Source organism: Pseudomonas syringae group sp. 26L6, assembly GCF_032587815.1.
GTDB classification, from domain to species: Bacteria; Pseudomonadota; Gammaproteobacteria; order Pseudomonadales; family Pseudomonadaceae; genus Aquipseudomonas; species Aquipseudomonas amygdali.
Window position 1 is genome coordinate 300,175 of the sequence record NZ_JAWHPJ010000003.1, and the last position, 18,193, is coordinate 318,367.

The 18,193-nt window shown below is 50.5% G+C and carries 13 protein-coding genes, 1 tRNA gene and 1 pseudogene; 10 read left to right on the plus strand and 5 right to left on the minus strand.

What is annotated here, in order from left to right:
* Positions 1 to 290: 290 nt before the first annotated feature.
* Entirely contained in the window at positions 291 to 1,733 is a 1,443-nt protein-coding gene (gene mgtE, locus RYA97_RS02240) for a magnesium transporter (RefSeq protein WP_002554424.1), read from the plus strand.
* A gap of 178 nt (positions 1,734 to 1,911) precedes the next feature.
* On the opposite strand, the gene RYA97_RS02245 is transcribed toward mgtE, so the two are convergent.
* The 3 genes from RYA97_RS02245 to RYA97_RS02255 form a co-directional block, all read right to left on the minus strand.
* A complete protein-coding gene (locus RYA97_RS02245) occupies positions 1,912 to 2,238 on the minus strand; it encodes an Arc family DNA-binding protein (RefSeq protein WP_117139666.1) in 327 nt (108 codons plus the stop codon).
* A 445-nt stretch (positions 2,239 to 2,683) separates the two neighbouring features.
* Complete coding sequence (locus tag RYA97_RS02250) at positions 2,684 to 2,869, minus strand: PA3371 family protein (RefSeq protein WP_002554422.1); 186 nt, start codon at positions 2,867 to 2,869, stop codon at positions 2,684 to 2,686.
* Positions 2,870 to 2,908: 39 nt separating this feature from the next.
* Complete coding sequence (locus RYA97_RS02255; RefSeq protein ID WP_005781885.1) at positions 2,909 to 3,148, minus strand: hypothetical protein; 240 nt, start codon at positions 3,146 to 3,148, stop codon at positions 2,909 to 2,911.
* Positions 3,149 to 3,464: 316 nt separating this feature from the next.
* Here RYA97_RS02255 and RYA97_RS02260 point away from each other — a divergent pair.
* The 3 genes from RYA97_RS02260 (at position 3,465) to RYA97_RS02270 (ending at position 9,824) form a co-directional block, all read left to right on the plus strand.
* Positions 3,465 to 3,541, plus strand: a tRNA-Arg gene (locus RYA97_RS02260).
* A 692-nt stretch (positions 3,542 to 4,233) separates the two neighbouring features.
* Positions 4,234 to 7,989: a DEAD/DEAH box helicase family protein gene (locus tag RYA97_RS02265; protein ID WP_117139664.1), complete on the plus strand. Its 3,756-nt coding sequence runs from the start codon at positions 4,234 to 4,236 to the stop codon at positions 7,987 to 7,989.
* Positions 7,986 to 9,824, plus strand: a complete 1,839-nt coding sequence (locus RYA97_RS02270; protein ID WP_117139663.1) for a phospholipase D-like domain-containing protein — start codon at positions 7,986 to 7,988, stop codon at positions 9,822 to 9,824. Before RYA97_RS02265 ends, RYA97_RS02270 begins: the two co-directional genes overlap by 4 nt.
* A 431-nt stretch (positions 9,825 to 10,255) precedes the next feature.
* Here the strand turns inward: RYA97_RS02270 and RYA97_RS26365 are convergent.
* Positions 10,256 to 10,495, minus strand: a pseudogene (locus tag RYA97_RS26365) (lysozyme inhibitor LprI family protein); the annotation flags it as partial.
* A gap of 446 nt (positions 10,496 to 10,941) precedes the next feature.
* Between RYA97_RS26365 and RYA97_RS02275 the strand changes: the two are divergent.
* Together RYA97_RS02275 and RYA97_RS02280 are read left to right on the plus strand one after the other, a co-directional pair.
* Complete coding sequence (locus tag RYA97_RS02275) at positions 10,942 to 11,115, plus strand: hypothetical protein (RefSeq protein WP_157973345.1); 174 nt, start codon at positions 10,942 to 10,944, stop codon at positions 11,113 to 11,115.
* A gap of 318 nt (positions 11,116 to 11,433) precedes the next feature.
* Positions 11,434 to 11,589 (plus strand): hypothetical protein, encoded by a 156-nt coding sequence (locus RYA97_RS02280; RefSeq protein ID WP_232829561.1) that lies wholly within the window; start codon positions 11,434 to 11,436, stop codon positions 11,587 to 11,589.
* Between the two features lie 586 nt (positions 11,590 to 12,175).
* Here the strand turns inward: RYA97_RS02280 and RYA97_RS02285 are convergent.
* Positions 12,176 to 14,590 carry a DUF3772 domain-containing protein gene (locus RYA97_RS02285; RefSeq protein WP_117139660.1) on the minus strand — a complete coding sequence of 805 codons (2,415 nt, stop codon included), beginning with the start codon at positions 14,588 to 14,590 and terminating at the stop codon, positions 12,176 to 12,178.
* A gap of 280 nt (positions 14,591 to 14,870) precedes the next feature.
* Between RYA97_RS02285 and RYA97_RS02290 the strand changes: the two genes are divergently transcribed.
* From RYA97_RS02290 to RYA97_RS02305, 4 genes are all read left to right on the plus strand, one after another.
* The gene (locus RYA97_RS02290; RefSeq protein ID WP_010194446.1) at positions 14,871 to 15,572 is read left to right on the plus strand and encodes a glutathione S-transferase family protein; all 702 of its coding nucleotides are present in this window, start codon (positions 14,871 to 14,873) and stop codon (positions 15,570 to 15,572) included.
* 156 nt (positions 15,573 to 15,728) lie between these two features.
* Positions 15,729 to 16,292: a TetR/AcrR family transcriptional regulator gene (locus tag RYA97_RS02295; protein ID WP_016982651.1), complete on the plus strand. Its 564-nt coding sequence runs from the start codon at positions 15,729 to 15,731 to the stop codon at positions 16,290 to 16,292.
* A gap of 128 nt (positions 16,293 to 16,420) precedes the next feature.
* Positions 16,421 to 17,149 carry a helix-turn-helix domain-containing protein gene (locus RYA97_RS02300; protein ID WP_117139658.1) on the plus strand — a complete coding sequence of 243 codons (729 nt, stop codon included), beginning with the start codon at positions 16,421 to 16,423 and terminating at the stop codon, positions 17,147 to 17,149.
* A gap of 79 nt (positions 17,150 to 17,228) precedes the next feature.
* Complete coding sequence (locus RYA97_RS02305) at positions 17,229 to 18,191, plus strand: DMT family transporter (RefSeq protein ID WP_117139657.1); 963 nt, start codon at positions 17,229 to 17,231, stop codon at positions 18,189 to 18,191.
* The last annotated feature ends 2 nt before the right edge of the window (positions 18,192 to 18,193 follow it).

Here is an 18,193-nt window from a genome sequence, read left to right on the forward strand (position 1 = left end):
CTAGCCGCAGCCTCTGGAGGCGGCGAGCAGGTTTTCTTGGCTGAATGTGACGTCGAGGCCGGGCCAGCTCACAGAGTTTTACAGGTTTGTGCTGCAAACGGTTGTTATAGGCCGAATTTCTCGCATGCGCTTCTCTAAAAGCGGTGTATCATTGCGCCCGTCAGCTCCGCCGGGGCTTGTGGAACACCTCCATGGACTTACCCAGTCGTTACTCAATAATGTTTTTCAACAATCATGAATTAACTGATTGATCTCCCGGCGTGCTCCGCTGCTGGGAGTGGAGTTCGCCTATGACCGAAAGAGAAGTAAAAAAAACGCAGGAAAGCTTGCAGGATCGCCTGGCTCAGGTTGTCGATCTGCTGCAGCGCCAGCGTATTGTTGAAGACCTGACCCATCGTCAGGAAGGTCAGCATCAGGACCGTGTAGAAAACCTGGTTCACCGGCAGAACCTCGTCGAGTTGCAACGCAAGCTCGAAGACCTTCACTCTGCCGACGTCGCTTATATCCTCGAAGCCCTGCCTCTGGAAGATCGTCTGACCGTATGGCAGCTGGTCAAGGCTGAGCGTGACGGCGACATTCTTCTTGAAGTATCCGATTCCGTTCGTGAAACCCTGATCGCCGACATGGATGATCACGAGTTGCTCGCGGCGGCACGGGACATGGACGCCGACGAACTGGCCGACCTTGCTCCCGAGTTGCCCCGTGATGTCGTTCACGAGCTTATGGAGGCACTGGATTCACAACAGCGTGAGCGTGTCCGTTCGGCTTTGTCCTATGACGAGGACCAGGTCGGTGCGCTGATGGACTTCGAGATGGTGACGATCCGTGAGGATGTCAGCCTTGAAGTGGTGCTGCGCTACCTGCGCAGGTTGAAAGAGCTGCCGGGCCACACCGACAAACTATTTGTGGTCGACTCCGAAGGCGTGCTCAAGGGCGTGCTGCCGATCAAGCGCCTGCTGGTCAATGATCCGGAGAAGCAGGTTGGCGAAGTCATGGCCAACGATCCAGTCAGCTTTCACCCGGAAGACGATGCCTACGATGCGGCACAGGCCTTCGAGCGTTACGACCTTATCTCTACGCCGGTGGTGGACAAGAACGGCAAGCTGATCGGCCGTCTGACCATCGATGAAATGGTCGACCTGATTCGTGAGGAGAGCGAAAGCGAAGTTCTCAACATGGCGGGTCTACGCGAAGAAGAAGATATTTTCGCTTCGGTATGGCGTTCGCTGCGCAACCGTTGGGCCTGGCTGGCAGTCAATCTGGTGACGGCCTTCCTGGCTTCGCGCGTGATCGGCCTGTTCGAAGGCTCCATCGAGAAGCTGGTGGCGCTCGCTGCACTGATGCCTATCGTGGCCGGGATTGGTGGCAACTCCGGTAATCAGACCATCACCATGATCGTGCGCGCGATGGCGCTGGATCAGGTCAATACCGGTAATACCGCCCGCTTGCTGCGCAAGGAACTGGCTGTCGGCTTGATCAACGGTTTGCTCTGGGGCGGGGTGATCGGCGTGGTTGCCTACATGCTGTACGGCAGTTGGTCGCTAGGCGTGGTCATGACCGCAGCCATGACGCTCAATCTGCTGCTAGCGGCGCTGATGGGCGTTTCCATCCCTATGGCGCTGGCGCGCTTGGGGCGAGACCCTGCCATGGGGGCAAGCGTCATGATTACGGCGATGACCGACAGCGGCGGTTTCTTCATCTTCCTAGGGTTGGCGACGATCTTTCTGCTCTAAGCTTTCTGTTTCAAGATAGGCTCTTAAAATAAAAAAACCGCCATGATCAGGCGGTTTTTTTATGCCCTGACGAAGTCTTCGGCTTGCCATGTACTGCCACTAGGCCTACGACTACTAACGAAAAAGGCTACAACGAAAAAGGCCAGCTTTCGCTGGCCTTTGTCTGTTACACCAAGTCTCAGGGCTCTTCGGAAGCGAGTTCCGTGTCATGAGCAATCAGCGAAACAAGTGCATTCTGTTGACGATGTGAAAGCTGACGAAAACGTTGCAGCAGCTCGCGTTCGTGCAAGGACAGCTCAGGACTGTCAAGACGCAGGCTTGGTTCATCACCAAGTGCACCTTCCTGAATCAGGCTTTGTTCGAGGCGAGCAATGATTTCCGAGTTCATGCTGCGGTGATGATTCTTGGCTACCTCTTGCACGCGATTACGCATGCCGTCTGGTAGGCGAACGACGAACTTGTCAGCCGTGCGGCTGGAATAAGTAGCCTGTTTCATAGGGCTCATATATTTAACCGGTTAGTTCAGGGGAAGCGGTTCTAGCAAGTGGCCGCAAGATTGTCATCGTGAGACAGTCATTTTGGCCAAATGTTCAACCGGGGTTCCAAGGGGCCGACATCATGCCGTAATACGTCGAATCCTTGGCGTCAATTCTGTGACAAATATTGACTCAGGTGGCGGCGTTTGGCCAGCACCAATTATCAGAAATGCGAGCAAATTTGCAAAGTCTTCGCATTTGCCCCTGAATAACCGGGCACGTCACCGAGCTTCTTTTTGCCATCATGGCCATTTGACTCTGAGAGTAGGTCGGAATTCAGCGCAAACGAAGCTACCCGACCAAGGGTTGCGAGGGCGGGGCGAGAGGAGGATTTGGAGGATATGAGCGCGGTGCTCGGCGCGATAAGCTGGTTGAGCGAGAGGGTTGTGAGCTTTTGGTGCTATGCCTTTTAGATTAGCGAAGCACAGGGTCAAATTTGATACGACGGCCGAGAAAAAGCGCTACTACGAAAAGACTGGCGAACACGCCTGCAGCGATGTTGGCAGCGATGCTCAGGGTGTGCGCTTGGACAGGAAGCAACAGGTCAACGATCACAGCCATAATCGCCAGGACCAGAAATGACAACGCGGATTTTGACATGGCTACTCTCTCTATAAAAAATGGCTGGTTCAAACGTTCTCAGAAAATCCAGCGCTGCTCGGCGCGTGGCATCTGAAGTGAATCATCATCGTCATTGGCCAATACCGCTGCGCTAGCAATGCGGTCAGTCATGATAGCCAACTGAGGCGCATGGCTGATCTGGTGATGAACAGGAGCAGGTGCGGTGACCTGCTTGTCACTGGCACCGGAGTCATGAAAATGAAATGCCACCAGAGCCACCAGAGCTGCCGCATTCAACACTGAGAGAGTCTTGTTCATTTTCCAGTACCTGTGCCCGACCGTTTGGGAGGAGATGTGTTCACTGATACTGATAATGCAGTCTGCATGCCAATCAGAAAATGATAAAAATTCCTTTTAAATCAATGAGATATGAATTGAAAAAAAGTCGGGTGCAGTGCGTTTTGCAATGATGGCTTTTTGGGGGATTGCAAATTGCATGATCGGTTTATTCAGCCGCGTTTCGGGGCGACATCGGCTACAGCCCTGAAGGGCAATGACGACATGACAAAAGCGGCACATGTCGCTAAGATGCACGCCGTCCTCGCTGGCACCGATCGGTGTGCTGGCACGCAGTGTCTCAGTAGCTCAATTGGATAGAGCATCCCCCTCCTAAGGGGAAGGTTGCAGGTTCGAACCCCGCCTGGGACACCATATAATATAGGCTCCTTAGCGATTCTCGCTAAGAGATCGAAATCTCCATGGGTGCATGTGGGTGCTAGCGCTGACACCCAGCCAAAGAGACCCCCTTCAATTCCGCCCTCCTAGTGCTCAGCACGTAGGTTGATATCCCGTCTTAGCACCATCTTTTTTCTCTTCTATTAGCCCGTTCTGGTCCTGATAGCGTTTTTGCCACAAATTTGCCACGCTTGAACGCCGCTGGAATCGTCGAAAGAGAACAATCAGGGATCGCGGCGACTATCCAGTGGGGCGCGCAAACAAGGCAAGAGAAGTCAGTTAGATCTCTGTAGGTCACAGATGCGTGGTTTCCACTTTATGGTCTGCTAAATCAAGGTTGCTCTGTGTCAGCGCTACAGTCGAGCGCGGCGCTTGGTGTTCGCCTATGCTGCTCAAAATCTCCCCGTCCTTTATCAGGCTACAAATCCACTCTGGACAACCAGCCATCCAATGATGGGGAATTTGCCAACTGGCTTGCGATGGTAAGGCGGAGTGCAAAGCATGGATTCAGTGGTGGTGTCCTCCTGCACATTGGCTGCGATTGGTAACGGCACGCGTTGCACATGCTAACGTCTAGTAAAATTAACCGATGGCACATGGCCTGCAATCCGAACATTATTCTGATATGGTGTAGAAAGCTCGGATGTTAATTATCAACGGAACTGACTATGCAATCGAAGACAGATGATTTTCTTCAACGATATGAAGTAGATGATGAGTATTTGGTGGCTGCACCAGACCTTTCTGGGAAACCCAATATTCTGAGTGCAGAGAAAGATGGTGAAATTTATATAATCAAGCAATGGCCTCGCACTCCTGAAGTCAATGATGATGAGGTCGAAGCAATTTGGCTACATGAACTCCGTCAGTTACATCGCCTAAAAGGTTATCCTGGCGTTGAAGACTTAATTGCTACCCTCGTAGACTCCGGGAGAGATCAGAATGGATTCTATTTGGTACTGGACGCGCAGGAGCGATTGCCTCTAACTTGTCTTATGAAGCAGAGAGCCTTGGGACTTAGATCTCATTGGATTAAGAGGCTGAAAAGTCCAGCGTCTCGAATAATATTTTGGGAGAACATTATTCGAATTGCTGATGCAATTGAGATACTGCACGGCCAAGGATTGCTGCATCGTCAGCTAGACGATAGTTCAATATTAACTTCTATAACTCCGCATAATGAATACAAGGATTTCCAGCTTACTGGCTTCGAATGGTCAATGAGAGTTCCCACATTAACCAGCGCAATTGCTGATTGGCCAAACGCTTCTAATGATAGAACGGTATATTCTTTCGCTACAGACTGGGCCGACCTTGGAAGGCTAATAGCAAAAATATTGAATATTGCCGTAAATGTCTTAGAAGATCTATCAACACCATTCAAGCAAATGGCGATCGACTCAGACTTGATGTTGATCGAAATAAGTTTTATTCGGAAGCTACTTGGAGTTGTTCCGTTTAGAGCGAATGTGTCTCAAGAAAATTTGGATGGTGGAACTGTAAAGAAGGCCCTATCTGAAATAATAGAAGCGCTTAAGAAAAATGTATCAACTACATCTTCAGCTTATGACCTGGCCATCAAGATTTCAAGCAATCCAGATGCTACTAGATCAAGTTCCAGTGTGACATCTAGAATCCAAGATATTTATAAAATCAAGTACGGGGTTACTCTGGATCATACAAATATTGAGGAGTTGAAGAGGTTTGTTGAGCAAGACATAAAAAATGCATCGACGCTCGTGAAGTCCATTTCAACAAGCAATTCAGATGTTGTGTACTTCCTAAAAGGTCAAGAGTTGTTCTATCAGCTTGGTTGCTTTAAACCTAATCGATCAAGCGATGAGGAAAGTTGGGAAATAGCCGTCTGCGAAAGAGCTCACGTAGAGTTGCCTTATGCGCTTTCAAGAAACGTCAATAGCATTTCGTTGTCGTCGGACAAAATAAGAGTGCTTTCAATAGCTGAGGCTTATGACCTTTCGCGACGCAATCCCGAGAATATTTCTAAAAATATTTGGAGTAATCTTTTTCACAAATTTGAAGTCGACGATTCTTCTAGAAGTCCTGAACAGCAAAAATTAATTGACGGTTTTGTGGCCTGTCACCTAACAGAGATAGCATACGCGCGGGCTGAAATTTTCCCTGTGGATATATTAGATACTAGAGAGGATGGTGACAATAATTGGAGGGTTGAACTATTTAGCACAAAATCTGAAGATGCGGAAAGTCTAGCTGCATCATTAGGATTAGAATCACCTGCATTGAGGCTTGAGAAAATACTTTCAAAAAGCGAAGGAGATTTTGAAGCGTTAGTTTGGAGCCTTGTAAGCAACTCTAGCCTAGGAAAGGAAGAAGAAGAGGTATTGCTTACATTCCAAGAGTTTTATAAATCAGACGAAGGGCAGTTAATATTTGTATTCACATCCAGGCAAGTTTTACCGTTTCAGCAGTCTTATTTCATTGCTCCAAACTCTTTGCAGGGGACTTTTCGGCAGTTAAGTCGACGAGCGAAGGCCCTAGATACTCTGGAGACGCACTCAGAGCTAGTGGACGTTTTAATGAATCCTCAAAAACACGCGATTACTACAAGTACACCAAAGGGTATCGAAAAATACTTCGATAGCCTAGACGAGTCTAAGCAAGATGCTTTTCAGCGAATACTAACAACACTGTCACTATACTTGGTCCAGGGCCCTCCAGGAGTAGGTAAGACGTATCTAGTATCGACATTAATAAAGCATCTCTTTGAGGAGGAACCTGATAGTCGAGTTCTCTTAACCGCCCAAAGTCACTCAACAGTTCAGCATCTTTTTCACGAAGTCTATGGCTCTGGATTAGGCGATAGCTTTCCCCAAGACCTATTAGTAATCCGGTGCAGCAAGCAAGACAAGAATGATGAGACTTCACTCTCTGATGCAGATGAAAAAGCGAAAAGCTATTTAAGGTGTTTTCTAGATAGTGACTTGTATGCAAGCTCAACATCCGATGAAGTTAAAAGTGAGGTTCGTTCCATGTTAAATGGAACTGTATATAAGCGGCATTCATTGATAAATCAGCTTCTGCGGTCCGCAAATATCGTATTCTCCACTACTAACTCTGAGCAAGTTGAGCGGATGATCAAGGACCGAGCTCAGTTCGACTGGTCAATTATGGAGGAGACAGGGAAAGTCACCGGGTTGGAGCTGGTGAGTCCGCTACTGCTGTCTCATAGACGGTTAATGATCGGTGATCATAAGCAGCTTCCGCCCTATCGATCTAATGAGATAAAAACAGTTCTTACAAGTCCTGAGAAGCTTAGGAAGGTTTTTCAGGAGGGTGAAAGTATATTCAATACGAAAATAAAGGGTGAGACAGTTAAGACGTTCTTGACTGAATTCCCAAGTTCGGATGAAGCAGTTCGAGAAGTTGGGCGTATCGCCGCTCAAAACTTTATGCTATTTCAAACCTTAGTCGAAAATGAAGTTGCTGAGGCTAAAAATCATGAGAATATATTCGGTTCTAAATATGGGCGTACATCAATTGGAAGTATGCTAAGCGTGCAGCATCGTATGCATCCAGATATAGCGGAAATTATCTCAGATGTATTTTATAATGGCGATTTGAAGACGGATAAAGAAAAAGAGCTCTATTATCGGGGTTTAGAGACAATTCCACCGTTTATATTTGATGGGATTCAAGAGCTAAAAGAATCGAAAGTGTTAACTTGGATTGATATGCCAGATGTTCAGTTAACTAAATATATGAGCAAGGGAGATGAGACTCCTCGTTGGCATAATTCGCAGGAGCGAAAAGTTGTAGCTGAACTTTTGAAGCGGTTGCATCCGATAAGCGGGCTTTCAAAAAAAGCTAAAATCGCAGTGCTTTCTCCATACTCTGAGCAGGTAGGTAGGATTTCAAGGCTCATTTATAATAAAGAAACGCTTAGGAATGAGTATTCTCATCTGAGTGGTTTTGATTCCGCTGATGATCATTCTGATTTTTGCAGTACCGTTGATGGCTTTCAGGGGAGTGAAGCCGACCTTGTAATAGTTTCTCTGGTTAGGAATAATGGAAACGCAACTATGAGAAGTGCTTTAGGGTTTTTAGCTGATGAGCGCCGAATGAATGTGCTCCTAAGTAGGGCTCGTCATAAACTTATTGTTGTAGGTTCATATGACTTTTTAAAGTCATGGGCTTTTGAAATTCGCGACAAAGGCATTTCCCGTGAAAGAGGGGAGGGGGCTTTCTTGTTTAAATTGATTGAAAAGATCGAAAAATATAAAGGAGAAGGTGAAATCTCCTTTATTTCTAGCAGTAAGTTAGTAGATGAGAACGGAACCTCTGGAACGCAGAAAAGAAAAGCTAAGGGTGCTAAAGATAGCAATCGCTCAAGGGACGCAGTTGGGTTAGACGCAGATATTAGTCGAAATGGAGGGCCAAATAAATGAATCTGCGCCCTATTATTTATGTGAAAGTTCCATTTTACTTTGGTCAACAAAAGTTTAAGATTTTGAAGGGGCAGAGATGGGGGGCAATTGATCATTTGTTATTGCAGGAAATTGTCTCGGCTCCTCAGTCAGCGCAACAGCTATCCATGCTGTCGAAAATGCCCAAACGGCTAATTATCGAAATTCTAATTCCACTTATGAGAGTTGGTTGGTTAGAGTTGATTAAGGGCGATAGTTACTATTTATTTCAAGCCACTTTGCGTGGAAAAGCGGTTGCTACACTCGAAGAGCTTCCTCTTGAAAAGGAGCCAATCATTTCTACAAGACAGTATATTATTGATCCCTGTACTGGGCAGTGTTATAGAACTGGGCATAGACAGCAAAACTTTCAAATTTACAGTGATAAACGAGTCCAAGAAATCATCAAATCCAAGGGTGATGTTGTTGTTTCTATGGATTTTGAAAAGGTACGTAAAGGTATTAACTATTCTGACATTTTTGACTGCGTTTCAGAGAAGGATGAACAGGTTATTGGGTTCGATGACTCAGGCTTCGGAAAGTTTAATAAGGAGAGCATTAAGTATGCGTTGGTCGCAGTGGATGACTCTGACAGAGTAAGCAATCTTCCTGGGGAAACCTCCCGTGAGCTAGTTGATCAAATAATCAAAGCAGCACACAAAAAATATGAGGCAATAAATCTTTTAGGGCAGGAGCGACTAGGACAAAAAAACTCGCTCCTAACATATGCAGGTTCATCGGTTGAGGCTTTTTGCGCTCCTCATGAAGTTTTAATGGAGGAGTTTAAGCTAATCCTTGGGGCAAGTGAGCATAGGGAGCACTTCTTTAACTTGATGCGAGTCGCCAAGACGAGGTTAGTGATTCACTCTACTTTTATTAATCCCGACAATCTCTCTGATATTCTCCCAATACTTATTTCGGCAGCCAGGCGATCAGTTCGCGTAGACATCCTTTGGGGGCAAGTCGAGCCGGACGACGGCACAAACTTAGTTTCGTATCAACGTACTCGGGATAGTTTGAGTAGCTTAATAGATGCAGCGAAGTCTGATGGTTTAGATACACTGATTAATATTCATTTAGACCCTACCAGATCCCATTCTAAGTTTGTAATCTGCGATGATGACTCGGGCGAGTTTTCTGTTACTTTAGGTTCTTGTAACTGGTTAAGTAGCGGATTTAATCGGTTTGAGGCGTCAGTTCAGGTAAGCAATAAGTTGATAGTTTCTGAGATGTTAGTTGTCGCGAGTAGTCTTGCTCAAGGGGCCGTTAGAGTTTCTAATGATTTTAGTAAGGAGTTGGCTGTTTTAGCCAATCGGCTGAGGTCCGGAGCGATTAACATTCCCGTTGGGACAAACACCGCACACCGAATAAAAATGCAAATAATACTAAAGAATCATCATTATGATTTGGTTCGCAAGGCTAGAGATGAGGCGTGTTCCGACATATTTGTGTGCAGTCATCGATTTAGTCATGTTGCAGAAAGGCCGGTGATTGCCCCTTTGACAACATCCATTAAATATAACTCGCAGGTTCAAGCAAATATTTTTTACGGACGATCCAGTGGAGGCATGCGCGATAGTGAATTAAAGCTGCTTTCCGCCGAACTCAAAAGTGTCGGGGTTAATGTAGATAAAATCGTACGCCCAACGATTCATGCAAAAATCCTAGCCTGGGACAATGATGATGTCGTAATTACAAGTCTTAATTGGCTGTCAGCATCTGCGAATGGCGATAACTATGACGAAATAGGAGTTTATATTTCGGGCGGTGATGTCGCGAAGATAGTAAAGCGGGCGTTTGAACAGTGTGCTCAATGACATTTTACTATAAGGTATGTGTGGCCGGTTAAGTATAAGGTGGCTCGGGCTCATTAATAAACCTCAGTCACCTTGTACTTCTTTTATATATGGTTTTAGTAACTTTCGCGCCATTGGCGTATGAAGTTTTGATTCTATATCCTGAAAAGAATTTTGTTATCAACAGAGTCAGGCAAAAACAAACGTTTGCTCGAATATGCTGTGCCGAAAATAACCGTTTTTACACAATTCTTCTGTTAAAGGTGTGATTGCCGTTTAAGTGCAAAGTACCAATCAATTGATTATATTGCGTAGCAAATTCAGATGCCAAAAGCGGTGACAGCAGTACGGACGAAAAGGCCCCGCTCTGGATTTCTCAGACAGGGCCTTTTACGTTATGGATGAGCTAGAACGTAAGAGCCGGACGTTTAATTTCGGAGTCTACCCACTACTCACCACGCATCCGTTTCACCATCCTCTCCAATCTCCTCGGCACCATTCTTAGCAAACCATTCTAACGAGTCAACTCGTTCTCGGGTCATGTTCAGTTCGCACCCCGCCCCCTCTAAAAGGTCCATCGTGCAGCCGGTGAGTGAATAGTACATACCGCAATCAGCATCTCGAAACTTCACCCATAGAGCCTGGGCTTCTTGCAAATTTCTCTTCTTATCGGCATGTAGGACAGCCATAGCCGTTTTGTATGCCTATCCAGCCGAGCGTTCTGTATGCTAACTCTATACCGGCGCAGTCGCTAAGGTTTGACGTATTGCCACCCGAGTTAGAAGTACAAGTTTTGTATGCTGGAGAGTAATTACTCTCAGCAAATACGGAGGGAGAAGATACAGTTACAAGGAGAGCGACTACGATAAAGTAATGACGCATAAATACAACTCCATTTTTGATAGTGAGCGCGGCGAAAATCTGTGGGGTATGCAATCCGGAATACATTTCATAACTCACGATGCTCGAATCGGAGCGTCATGATCCCTCTGCGTAATTACCTAGTAACGGTGGTCATGTAGAGTGTGGCGCGTCAAATTCCAAACACTCGGATAAAGACAAGAATTCAGCCCGACGGCAAAGCCATGCGGTAAAGAAGCTATATCCCGCAGAGGTTACTAAAACACACGCATACGCTGTGCTGGCCGATCCTGCCGAATGGTCTATTTTCAAGAATTTTATTTATGATGCTGTGTTTTTGGTGTTGCAAGGTGCATCGCCTGACCTGAATCGCTTTTGCAAAGAGATGATGTCTTATCTGGAGTTCCCGCAAAGCCTTGAAGAACTATCGGCACGCACCGGGCGCCAATGATGGATTTGTAGCTTGAGACCTAGAGGTTATGCGGTCAAGCGGACTCTCAAATGAGTCTACCACTTCGAGAGTCACTGGAGCGGCTAGGATGGATATCAAATAGATATGGGCAGATCTCCAAATGATAAATTATCATTAGGCTATCAATTGGAATTTCTTGATGAGAGTCTTTCTGCATGGTCCTTGCACACCTACATCTGCGGGCCTCTACATAAAACCAAGATGCGAACCGGCCCCGCGTTTCTTTGATGGCTTTTGCAGATCAGCCGAAATTATGTAGCGGCTGGGATCTATGCCGACAATTTCTCTGGTACCAAATTGCAACGGCCTGAACTCCACAGGCTGTTGACCAGTGCGGAGTCTGGGGAAGTTTTGTGTGTTGAATCAGTGGATTGCCTTTCCCGGCTCAGCCAAACGAATTGGGAATCTCTTAAGAGGATGATCAATTCAAAAGGAAGACTCCGGCTGAACTGAATAAGCCGACATGACAAAAGTTTTCCTTCCTACGGTCGATATCAATCCCGTGTGCATTTCGGTGTCGCGTTACCTATTATTTTGAAGACGGAAGTTCAGGTGAAACGGAGCATATCAATTAGTATCATCGTCCTTGCAGCAGTGCTTGGCGGCTGCGCAGCTAGCAGGCTTCCAAATGATCTAGCTCTGGTCGGATCGTGGAAGGGCTTGCGAGAGGCAAACGGTAAGTGTCAGTTCTTGTCTTGGAATACCAACTTTCAACAAGACGGAAAATTCACCGTTACGTTCTATCGGGACGCTCAGCAAACCCAGCGGATCCAGGTCGAGCATGGGACATGGTCAGCAGCTAACGGAAAGAATGCCATGAAGACGGTTGGCGTGTCCTCGCCAGATGTCTACAGCTATAAATTCCTCGATGCCGACACCGTCCATTACACCAGCGTCGAATCAGATCCTTCAGGAGATTGCCAGGAAGACTATGCATTCACGGAACGTCGGACTCGCCTCTAACCGTTGGAGCTACGGGCCGTCCGCAGGGATCTCCCCTAGTGTCTTCAGACGGCTGCCCACGCATTTCATTCCTACGCTAAGGCGTCACCGACTCTTCCGTGACCTCTTTCCCAGCCCCCTCATTAATCAATACCATGCTCTGCGGCGCAGACAGCGCTACACCCAGCTCCCTCAGACGCCCCAAGACCGTAAACAACAGATCACTCCGCGCACCTCCCACCGAGCGCGGGCTGTTCACGTAGCCACTGGCGCTGATGATCAAACCGGTATTGGTCAGGTCCTTGAAGGTGACTGAAGGCGCAGGCGTGTCGAGTATCGCTTCGTGCTCGGTAAAGGCCTGCAACAGCAGCTCGCGTATTTGCAGAACATCTGTTTCCAGGGGCAGGGTAAGCGTGATCCCAACCACCCCCAACGCATTGCCCATGGTGACGTTGCGCACGTTTTGCGTGATGAACTGCGAGTTCGGCACGATCACCGTCGAGCGGTCGCCCATCTGGATTTCGGTCGCGCGGACGTTGATCCGGCGAATATCGCCTTCGACCCCTGCCAGGCTTACCCAGTCGCCGACTTTGACCGGACGCTCGGTCAGCAGAATCAGGCCCGAGATAAAGTTCTGCACAATGGCCTGCAGACCGAAACCGATCCCCACCGATAGCGCACTGACCACCCAAGTCAAATTGGTCAGGCTGATCTTGAGCGTGGACATCACCACGGCCACCACCAGCACAAAGCCGATGTAGCCGATCAAGGTCACCAGCGAGGCCTGCATGCCCGCGTCCATGTTGGTCTCGGGCAGAAGGCGTTCTCCGAACCACTCCTTGAGTACCCGCACGCCCAGCAGGCCGACGACCAGGCAAATCAGTGCCATCAGAATATCGCTGGGGACGATGTTCAGGTTGCCCAGGGATTTGGACGTGACGTCCATTTGAGTGAAACTTGCGAGCAGGTCGCCCGGGCTGGAACCCGAAGGCAGGAAAGCCAGCAGCAATGCGGTAAGCAACAGCAGGGTACGGCCTATGCCTGCCAGTACGGTGCTTGCCTGGGCTTGGTGACGGGCGGACAAGCCCAGCGCCGAACCCAACGCCATGCCGCCAGGTTGTTTGGGCGACAGAAGGGTCTCGCAGATGTCACCGAAGCAGGCGATCAATAGATACGCAGTGGACGCCACCACGCTCACCCAAAGCAGTTTCACCGCCAGAAAGTAAGCCAGCGTCAGGTAGCCGCTGAGCAACGCCAGCAAGCTCAGGCCGACCCATACCGCAACTATAAAGGGAAGCAGTCCGACGAAGCCTGCTGGCCGCTCCAGCTCGAAGCGTCGGCGGGTTCGGCGGTAGCGCACCAGAGCGTAGAAAAACACCAGCGAAACCGCCAGCGCCGTCAGGCCATTGACCGCCACCGTCAGGGCCAGGCTGCTGGCTATGACACTGTTGATGCGTTCCTGCGTGCCGATGATCATGAGCGCCAGCGCCAGGGCTGGCGGGAAGCGGCCCAGTGCCGTGGCGATCTGGTCAGGGATTTGCGGCAGACGCCATGAGGCGTGTGCCCGCATCAACAACGCGCGGCCCAGACCGACGATGAAAGCGCAGAAAGTGATCAGCGTCTGCACCTGATCGAGCAGGTTGACCACGTCGTTGCTGAGCACCGCATTGCGCACGATCCCCCAGCGCAACAAGGAAGTGGCAACGGTAATGGTGAGAATGGTCGATAGCCCTACAGCCAGTGCCAGGGCGCTGCGCCGCAGGCGGCCTTCGGGTAGCCAGCGAATCATCGACCAGATCAGCAAGCGCTCCAGCAGGCGGCGAACAACGACCCATACGAACAGCGCGGCGACTACGATGCTGATGAATTGCACACGGTTTTCCGGTGCCAGCGTGCTGCTGAGCACTTGGCGGACATCCACCAGAAGTCTGTTCAAGCGTCCCAGGTCGTCATCGGTAGGACGAATCAGCGTGGACCAGAACGCCGAGCTGAGCGGGCTCGCTGTCCGCGTGCTTATCTGCGAATCGAAAAGGCTGCGGCGCAGATTGAATATCTGCGTAGCCAGATCACGGGCTGACTGGCTTAACGTGTTGGTTTGGCGTTCATCATTGACCAGCGCGTTTTTCTGAGCGGTCAATGTCTTGCGCTGACTGGTCAGACTTGGCGCCTCGTCCGGTTGCGCCGGCCCGAGAATGTTGAGCTGATCATTCAGGTGTTCGATGTCGACAGCTTGTCGGGCAGTCAGATTGTCGGCTTGTTTCTGGACCTGCAAAGCGGCCTGCCGCAGGCTTGAAAGCAGGTCATCGTTGGCACTGCCCGTCACTTTTTGACGGATCTGATCCAGTTGTTCGCTCAAGTCATCCAGGCTCGGTGCATCCACTGCGGGGGATGCGCTACTGGTGCTATCGGTTTGAGGCGCCGGGCTATTCTGGGCCAGGGCTGGCAAGGTCACGCACAGCAAAAGCAAGGCGAGCAGCCCAGTATGAAAACGGTTCAGCGAAGCGTGCTGCATTCTTTTCCCTTCTTTGCACTGTTCGGCCTGGCAAACCTGTGTATTTCAGGCGCGGGCCTTGTCTGTCTTGAGCTGCACTCACGAGTCTCTGGAGCGCAGCCAATAGAATATCAAGGACTTCGCGTTTGAGCGCTGAAAACACGGGCCAGCGAAAATAGGGCGCTACGGTCATCCACCTAACAAATGTTAGGTAGGGTATTGACTGGGCTCAGGAGTGTGCTACGGTCTATCCACCTAACAGTTGTTAGGTGGATGCCCACTCCATTTCACAGGCCCGACCATGACCTCCAGATTGCGACTTTTCACATCTCCTTCGGCTTTTCCGAATCCCCAGCGCCTGCGCCTGTTCATCCACGAAAAAGGCATTGCCGATCAGTTCGATGAGACTATTTACGACATGGCCCCCGGCGGAGAGCAGCGTGGCTGGCGTCATCTCAATATGAACCCTTGGGGAGAAACGCCCACCCTTGAACTGGCAGACGGCAGCTTCATTTCCGAGACCGCCGCTATCGCTCGTTATCTGGATCAGTCTTATCCGGGCCGCAAGATCATGGGGGAAGGCGCTCTGGAACAAGGCCTTGATAACATGTGGGATAACCGGATATGGGTGCATATTCTCTACCGGATCGTTACCGCGTTTCATGTATTGCACACCGGGCTCGGCTTCAAACTTGAACTGACGAAGAACGAAGCATGGGGCGAGCACTGCCGCAAAGAGGCGCTGACACACGCCGCATTGGTCAACCGTCATCTTTCCGATGGCCGCGAGTGGCTGTTGGGCGGCGAGGCGCCGACTTTCGCGGATATCACCCTTGCAACCGCCATTGCCTTCTCCAAGTTTCCGGTCAACGCCACGCCGCTGGATGAGCGTTTCGAGTTCCTGGACTTGTACTGGAAGCGCTGGCAGAAACGCCCGGGTTTCCAGGCCGCCTATGCTGATCGCAGCAGCGGTATACCCGAACTGGACTCGCCGGCCGAGTGACCGACCTGTTGCGCGCGCACATTATCGTCGGGACCGTCATTGCATGGCGTTCTCGACTTCCCCGTGCCTCGACAACCGTTCTACCTGACAACAGTCAGGTTTTTGAATTAGCATGCGCCCGTTTGCAGAAACCTGTCCGAAGCACAAGGCACCACGATGACGATCAACGCACGAGAGGCCATTCTGCTTGCCGCGAGAAACATTGCTCAGTCTCAGGGTTATAACGGTCTGAACTTTCGCGATCTGGCGGCTCAGGTTGGAATCAAACCAGCCAGTATTTACTACCACTTTCCAAGCAAGGCTGACCTGGGTGTGGCGGTTGCCAGGCGTTACTGGCAGGACGGTGCTGCTGCTCTTGAGGCTATTTCTGAAGAAACACCAGACCCTGTCGAAGCGCTGCACCGTTTCCCGGAAATTTTCCGCCGCTCGCTAGAGGCTGAAAACCGCCTTTGTCTGGGCAGTTTTATCGGCGCTGAAACCGATAAATTGCCGCCAGAGATGACTCAGGAAATTCAGCTTTTTGCCCAGGTCAATATTGCCTGGCTGAGCAAGCTTCTGGTGGCGGCGAATGTGTGTATGCCAGCGGCCAGCGAGGTGCGGGCGCAGGCGATTTTTTCGGCTGTGGCGGGCGCTCAACTCATTGCGAGAAGCCGGTCAGACATTGCCCTTTTTGATACGCTGATCGATACCTATCGTGCCTGCGGGCCGCTGCCGGCTTAAGTAGATGCTGATCAAGCGGGATCAGGATTGCCAGCCAGTTGACCTGTTGCTGACGCCGCTGAACCTGTAAGCGCGCAGACACTATGGAACGCCAGACCTCGAATCACCCGACGGCAAGGGGTGCACTAATGTTTCTAAGCCTTGAAGTTCGCAGCTACAAGACGCAAAGCCCTCAGCACTGTCACGACCATACTCAATTGGTACTGCCGATTCGTGGCCGAATGGAAATTGACGTGGACGGTCGCGGTGGCTTTATCGATCAGTCGCTGGCCGCGCTGGTAAAGCCTGGTTCGCGGCACTCGCAGGACACTCACGTCGACAGCCGTTTTTTGGTGCTGGACTGCGCACCGACGACGCTGGAGACAATCCAGATGGGGCGTCTGGCCGAGAAAATATATGTGCCTGTTTCGCCCGCGACCCGTCGCCTTATCGAATTCGCCGAGCTGATCGGTAACCAGCAACTGGCCATTGCTGCCTCACAGCTGGGCCCTCTGCTTCTGTCGTCCCTTGGCTCGGACACCTGCCGTTTTTCGTCCCCTGTAGAGCACTTGATAGCCCGTCTGCGAGCAAATCCTGGGGCACACTGGAGCAATCAGGCCATGGCCCAAGTCGCAAACATGAGCATCAGCCAGTTGCACCAGCGATTCCGGCAATTATTCGCGATGAGTCCTCAAGCCTGGCTGACTGAACTACGTATACAGGAGGCTAAACGGTGGTTGCGTGGCACCTCGCTGCCGATAGCCGAGATTGCCTTGCGTGCGGGCTTTTCCGATCAGGCATCGCTGACGCGCACCATGCAGCGTTTGAGCGCTACGACCCCGGCGGTTTATCGTAAAGCGCAAAAACAGTCCGGGTAAAAAATTCCGCAGTTACCGACAATATCCTCCAGGCCCGACGCTCCAGACTTCATGCTTTAGGCGTTGGAGCGCAGGTGAAATGTTTGCTGATCGATCATTGCCCAAGGGCATTGTTTATGGCGTTTGCGCCGGTCTGTGCTGGGGCGTGATTTTCCTGGGCCCGCAGCTGACTCCAGGTTTGAGCGGTGTGCAGTTCGCGGTCATAAGATTTCTCTGCTACGGTGCCATTTCTGCGGCCCTGCTGATGCTGCGTTGGCGGCGTGTTTGCGCCAGTCTCACCCTGGCCGACTGGAAGTCACTCTTCTGGCTTAGCCTGGTCGGCAACCTCATCTACTACTCGCTAGTGGGCACAGGCGTGCAGTTGGTCGGCATCGCCACAACGTCGTTGATTGTCGGACTTATTCCGGTGCTCGTAACCCTGGCAGGTCGTCATGACGCAAATGCCGTTTCTCTGCGCAAGCTCTTCCCCTCACTGTGCTGCGCAGTGGGCGGTGTTGTGCTTATCAGTTGGCACGCGCTGATCAATGACCAAAGGCCCGATACAGCGGCAAATATTGTCGGGATTTTATGCGCGTCAGGTGCGTTGCTGACGTGGAGCTGGTTTGCGGTGAGCAATGCCCGGCGGCTGGTGCAGGTCACCAACGTCTCCGCGCATGACTGGGCGTTGCTTATGGGGGTCATGACGGGCGCTCAATCACTGCTTTTGGCAGCGCCGGTCTTGGGTTCTCAAGTGGGCACCTATGGTATTTCCGAATGGCTGCATTTTCTCGTAGTGGCCGGTGGCGTTGCGCTTTTGTCTTCGGTGGTGGGTGGTGCCTGCTGGAATCAAGCGAGCCGACTTCTGCCCTTGGCACTCAGCGGGCAAGTGCTCGTGATTGAAACGCTGGCGGCGCTCGTCTTCGGTTTTTTATGGGAGCGCCGGCTACCCGACGGCTATGAGCTGGCGGCCATTGCCTTGCTGGTCAGCGGTGTGGTCTGGTGTCTGAATTGTCATCGTACGCCCCTGCATTCCCCGGCTGTCCAGCTCAAGCACCGCCCCTGAAG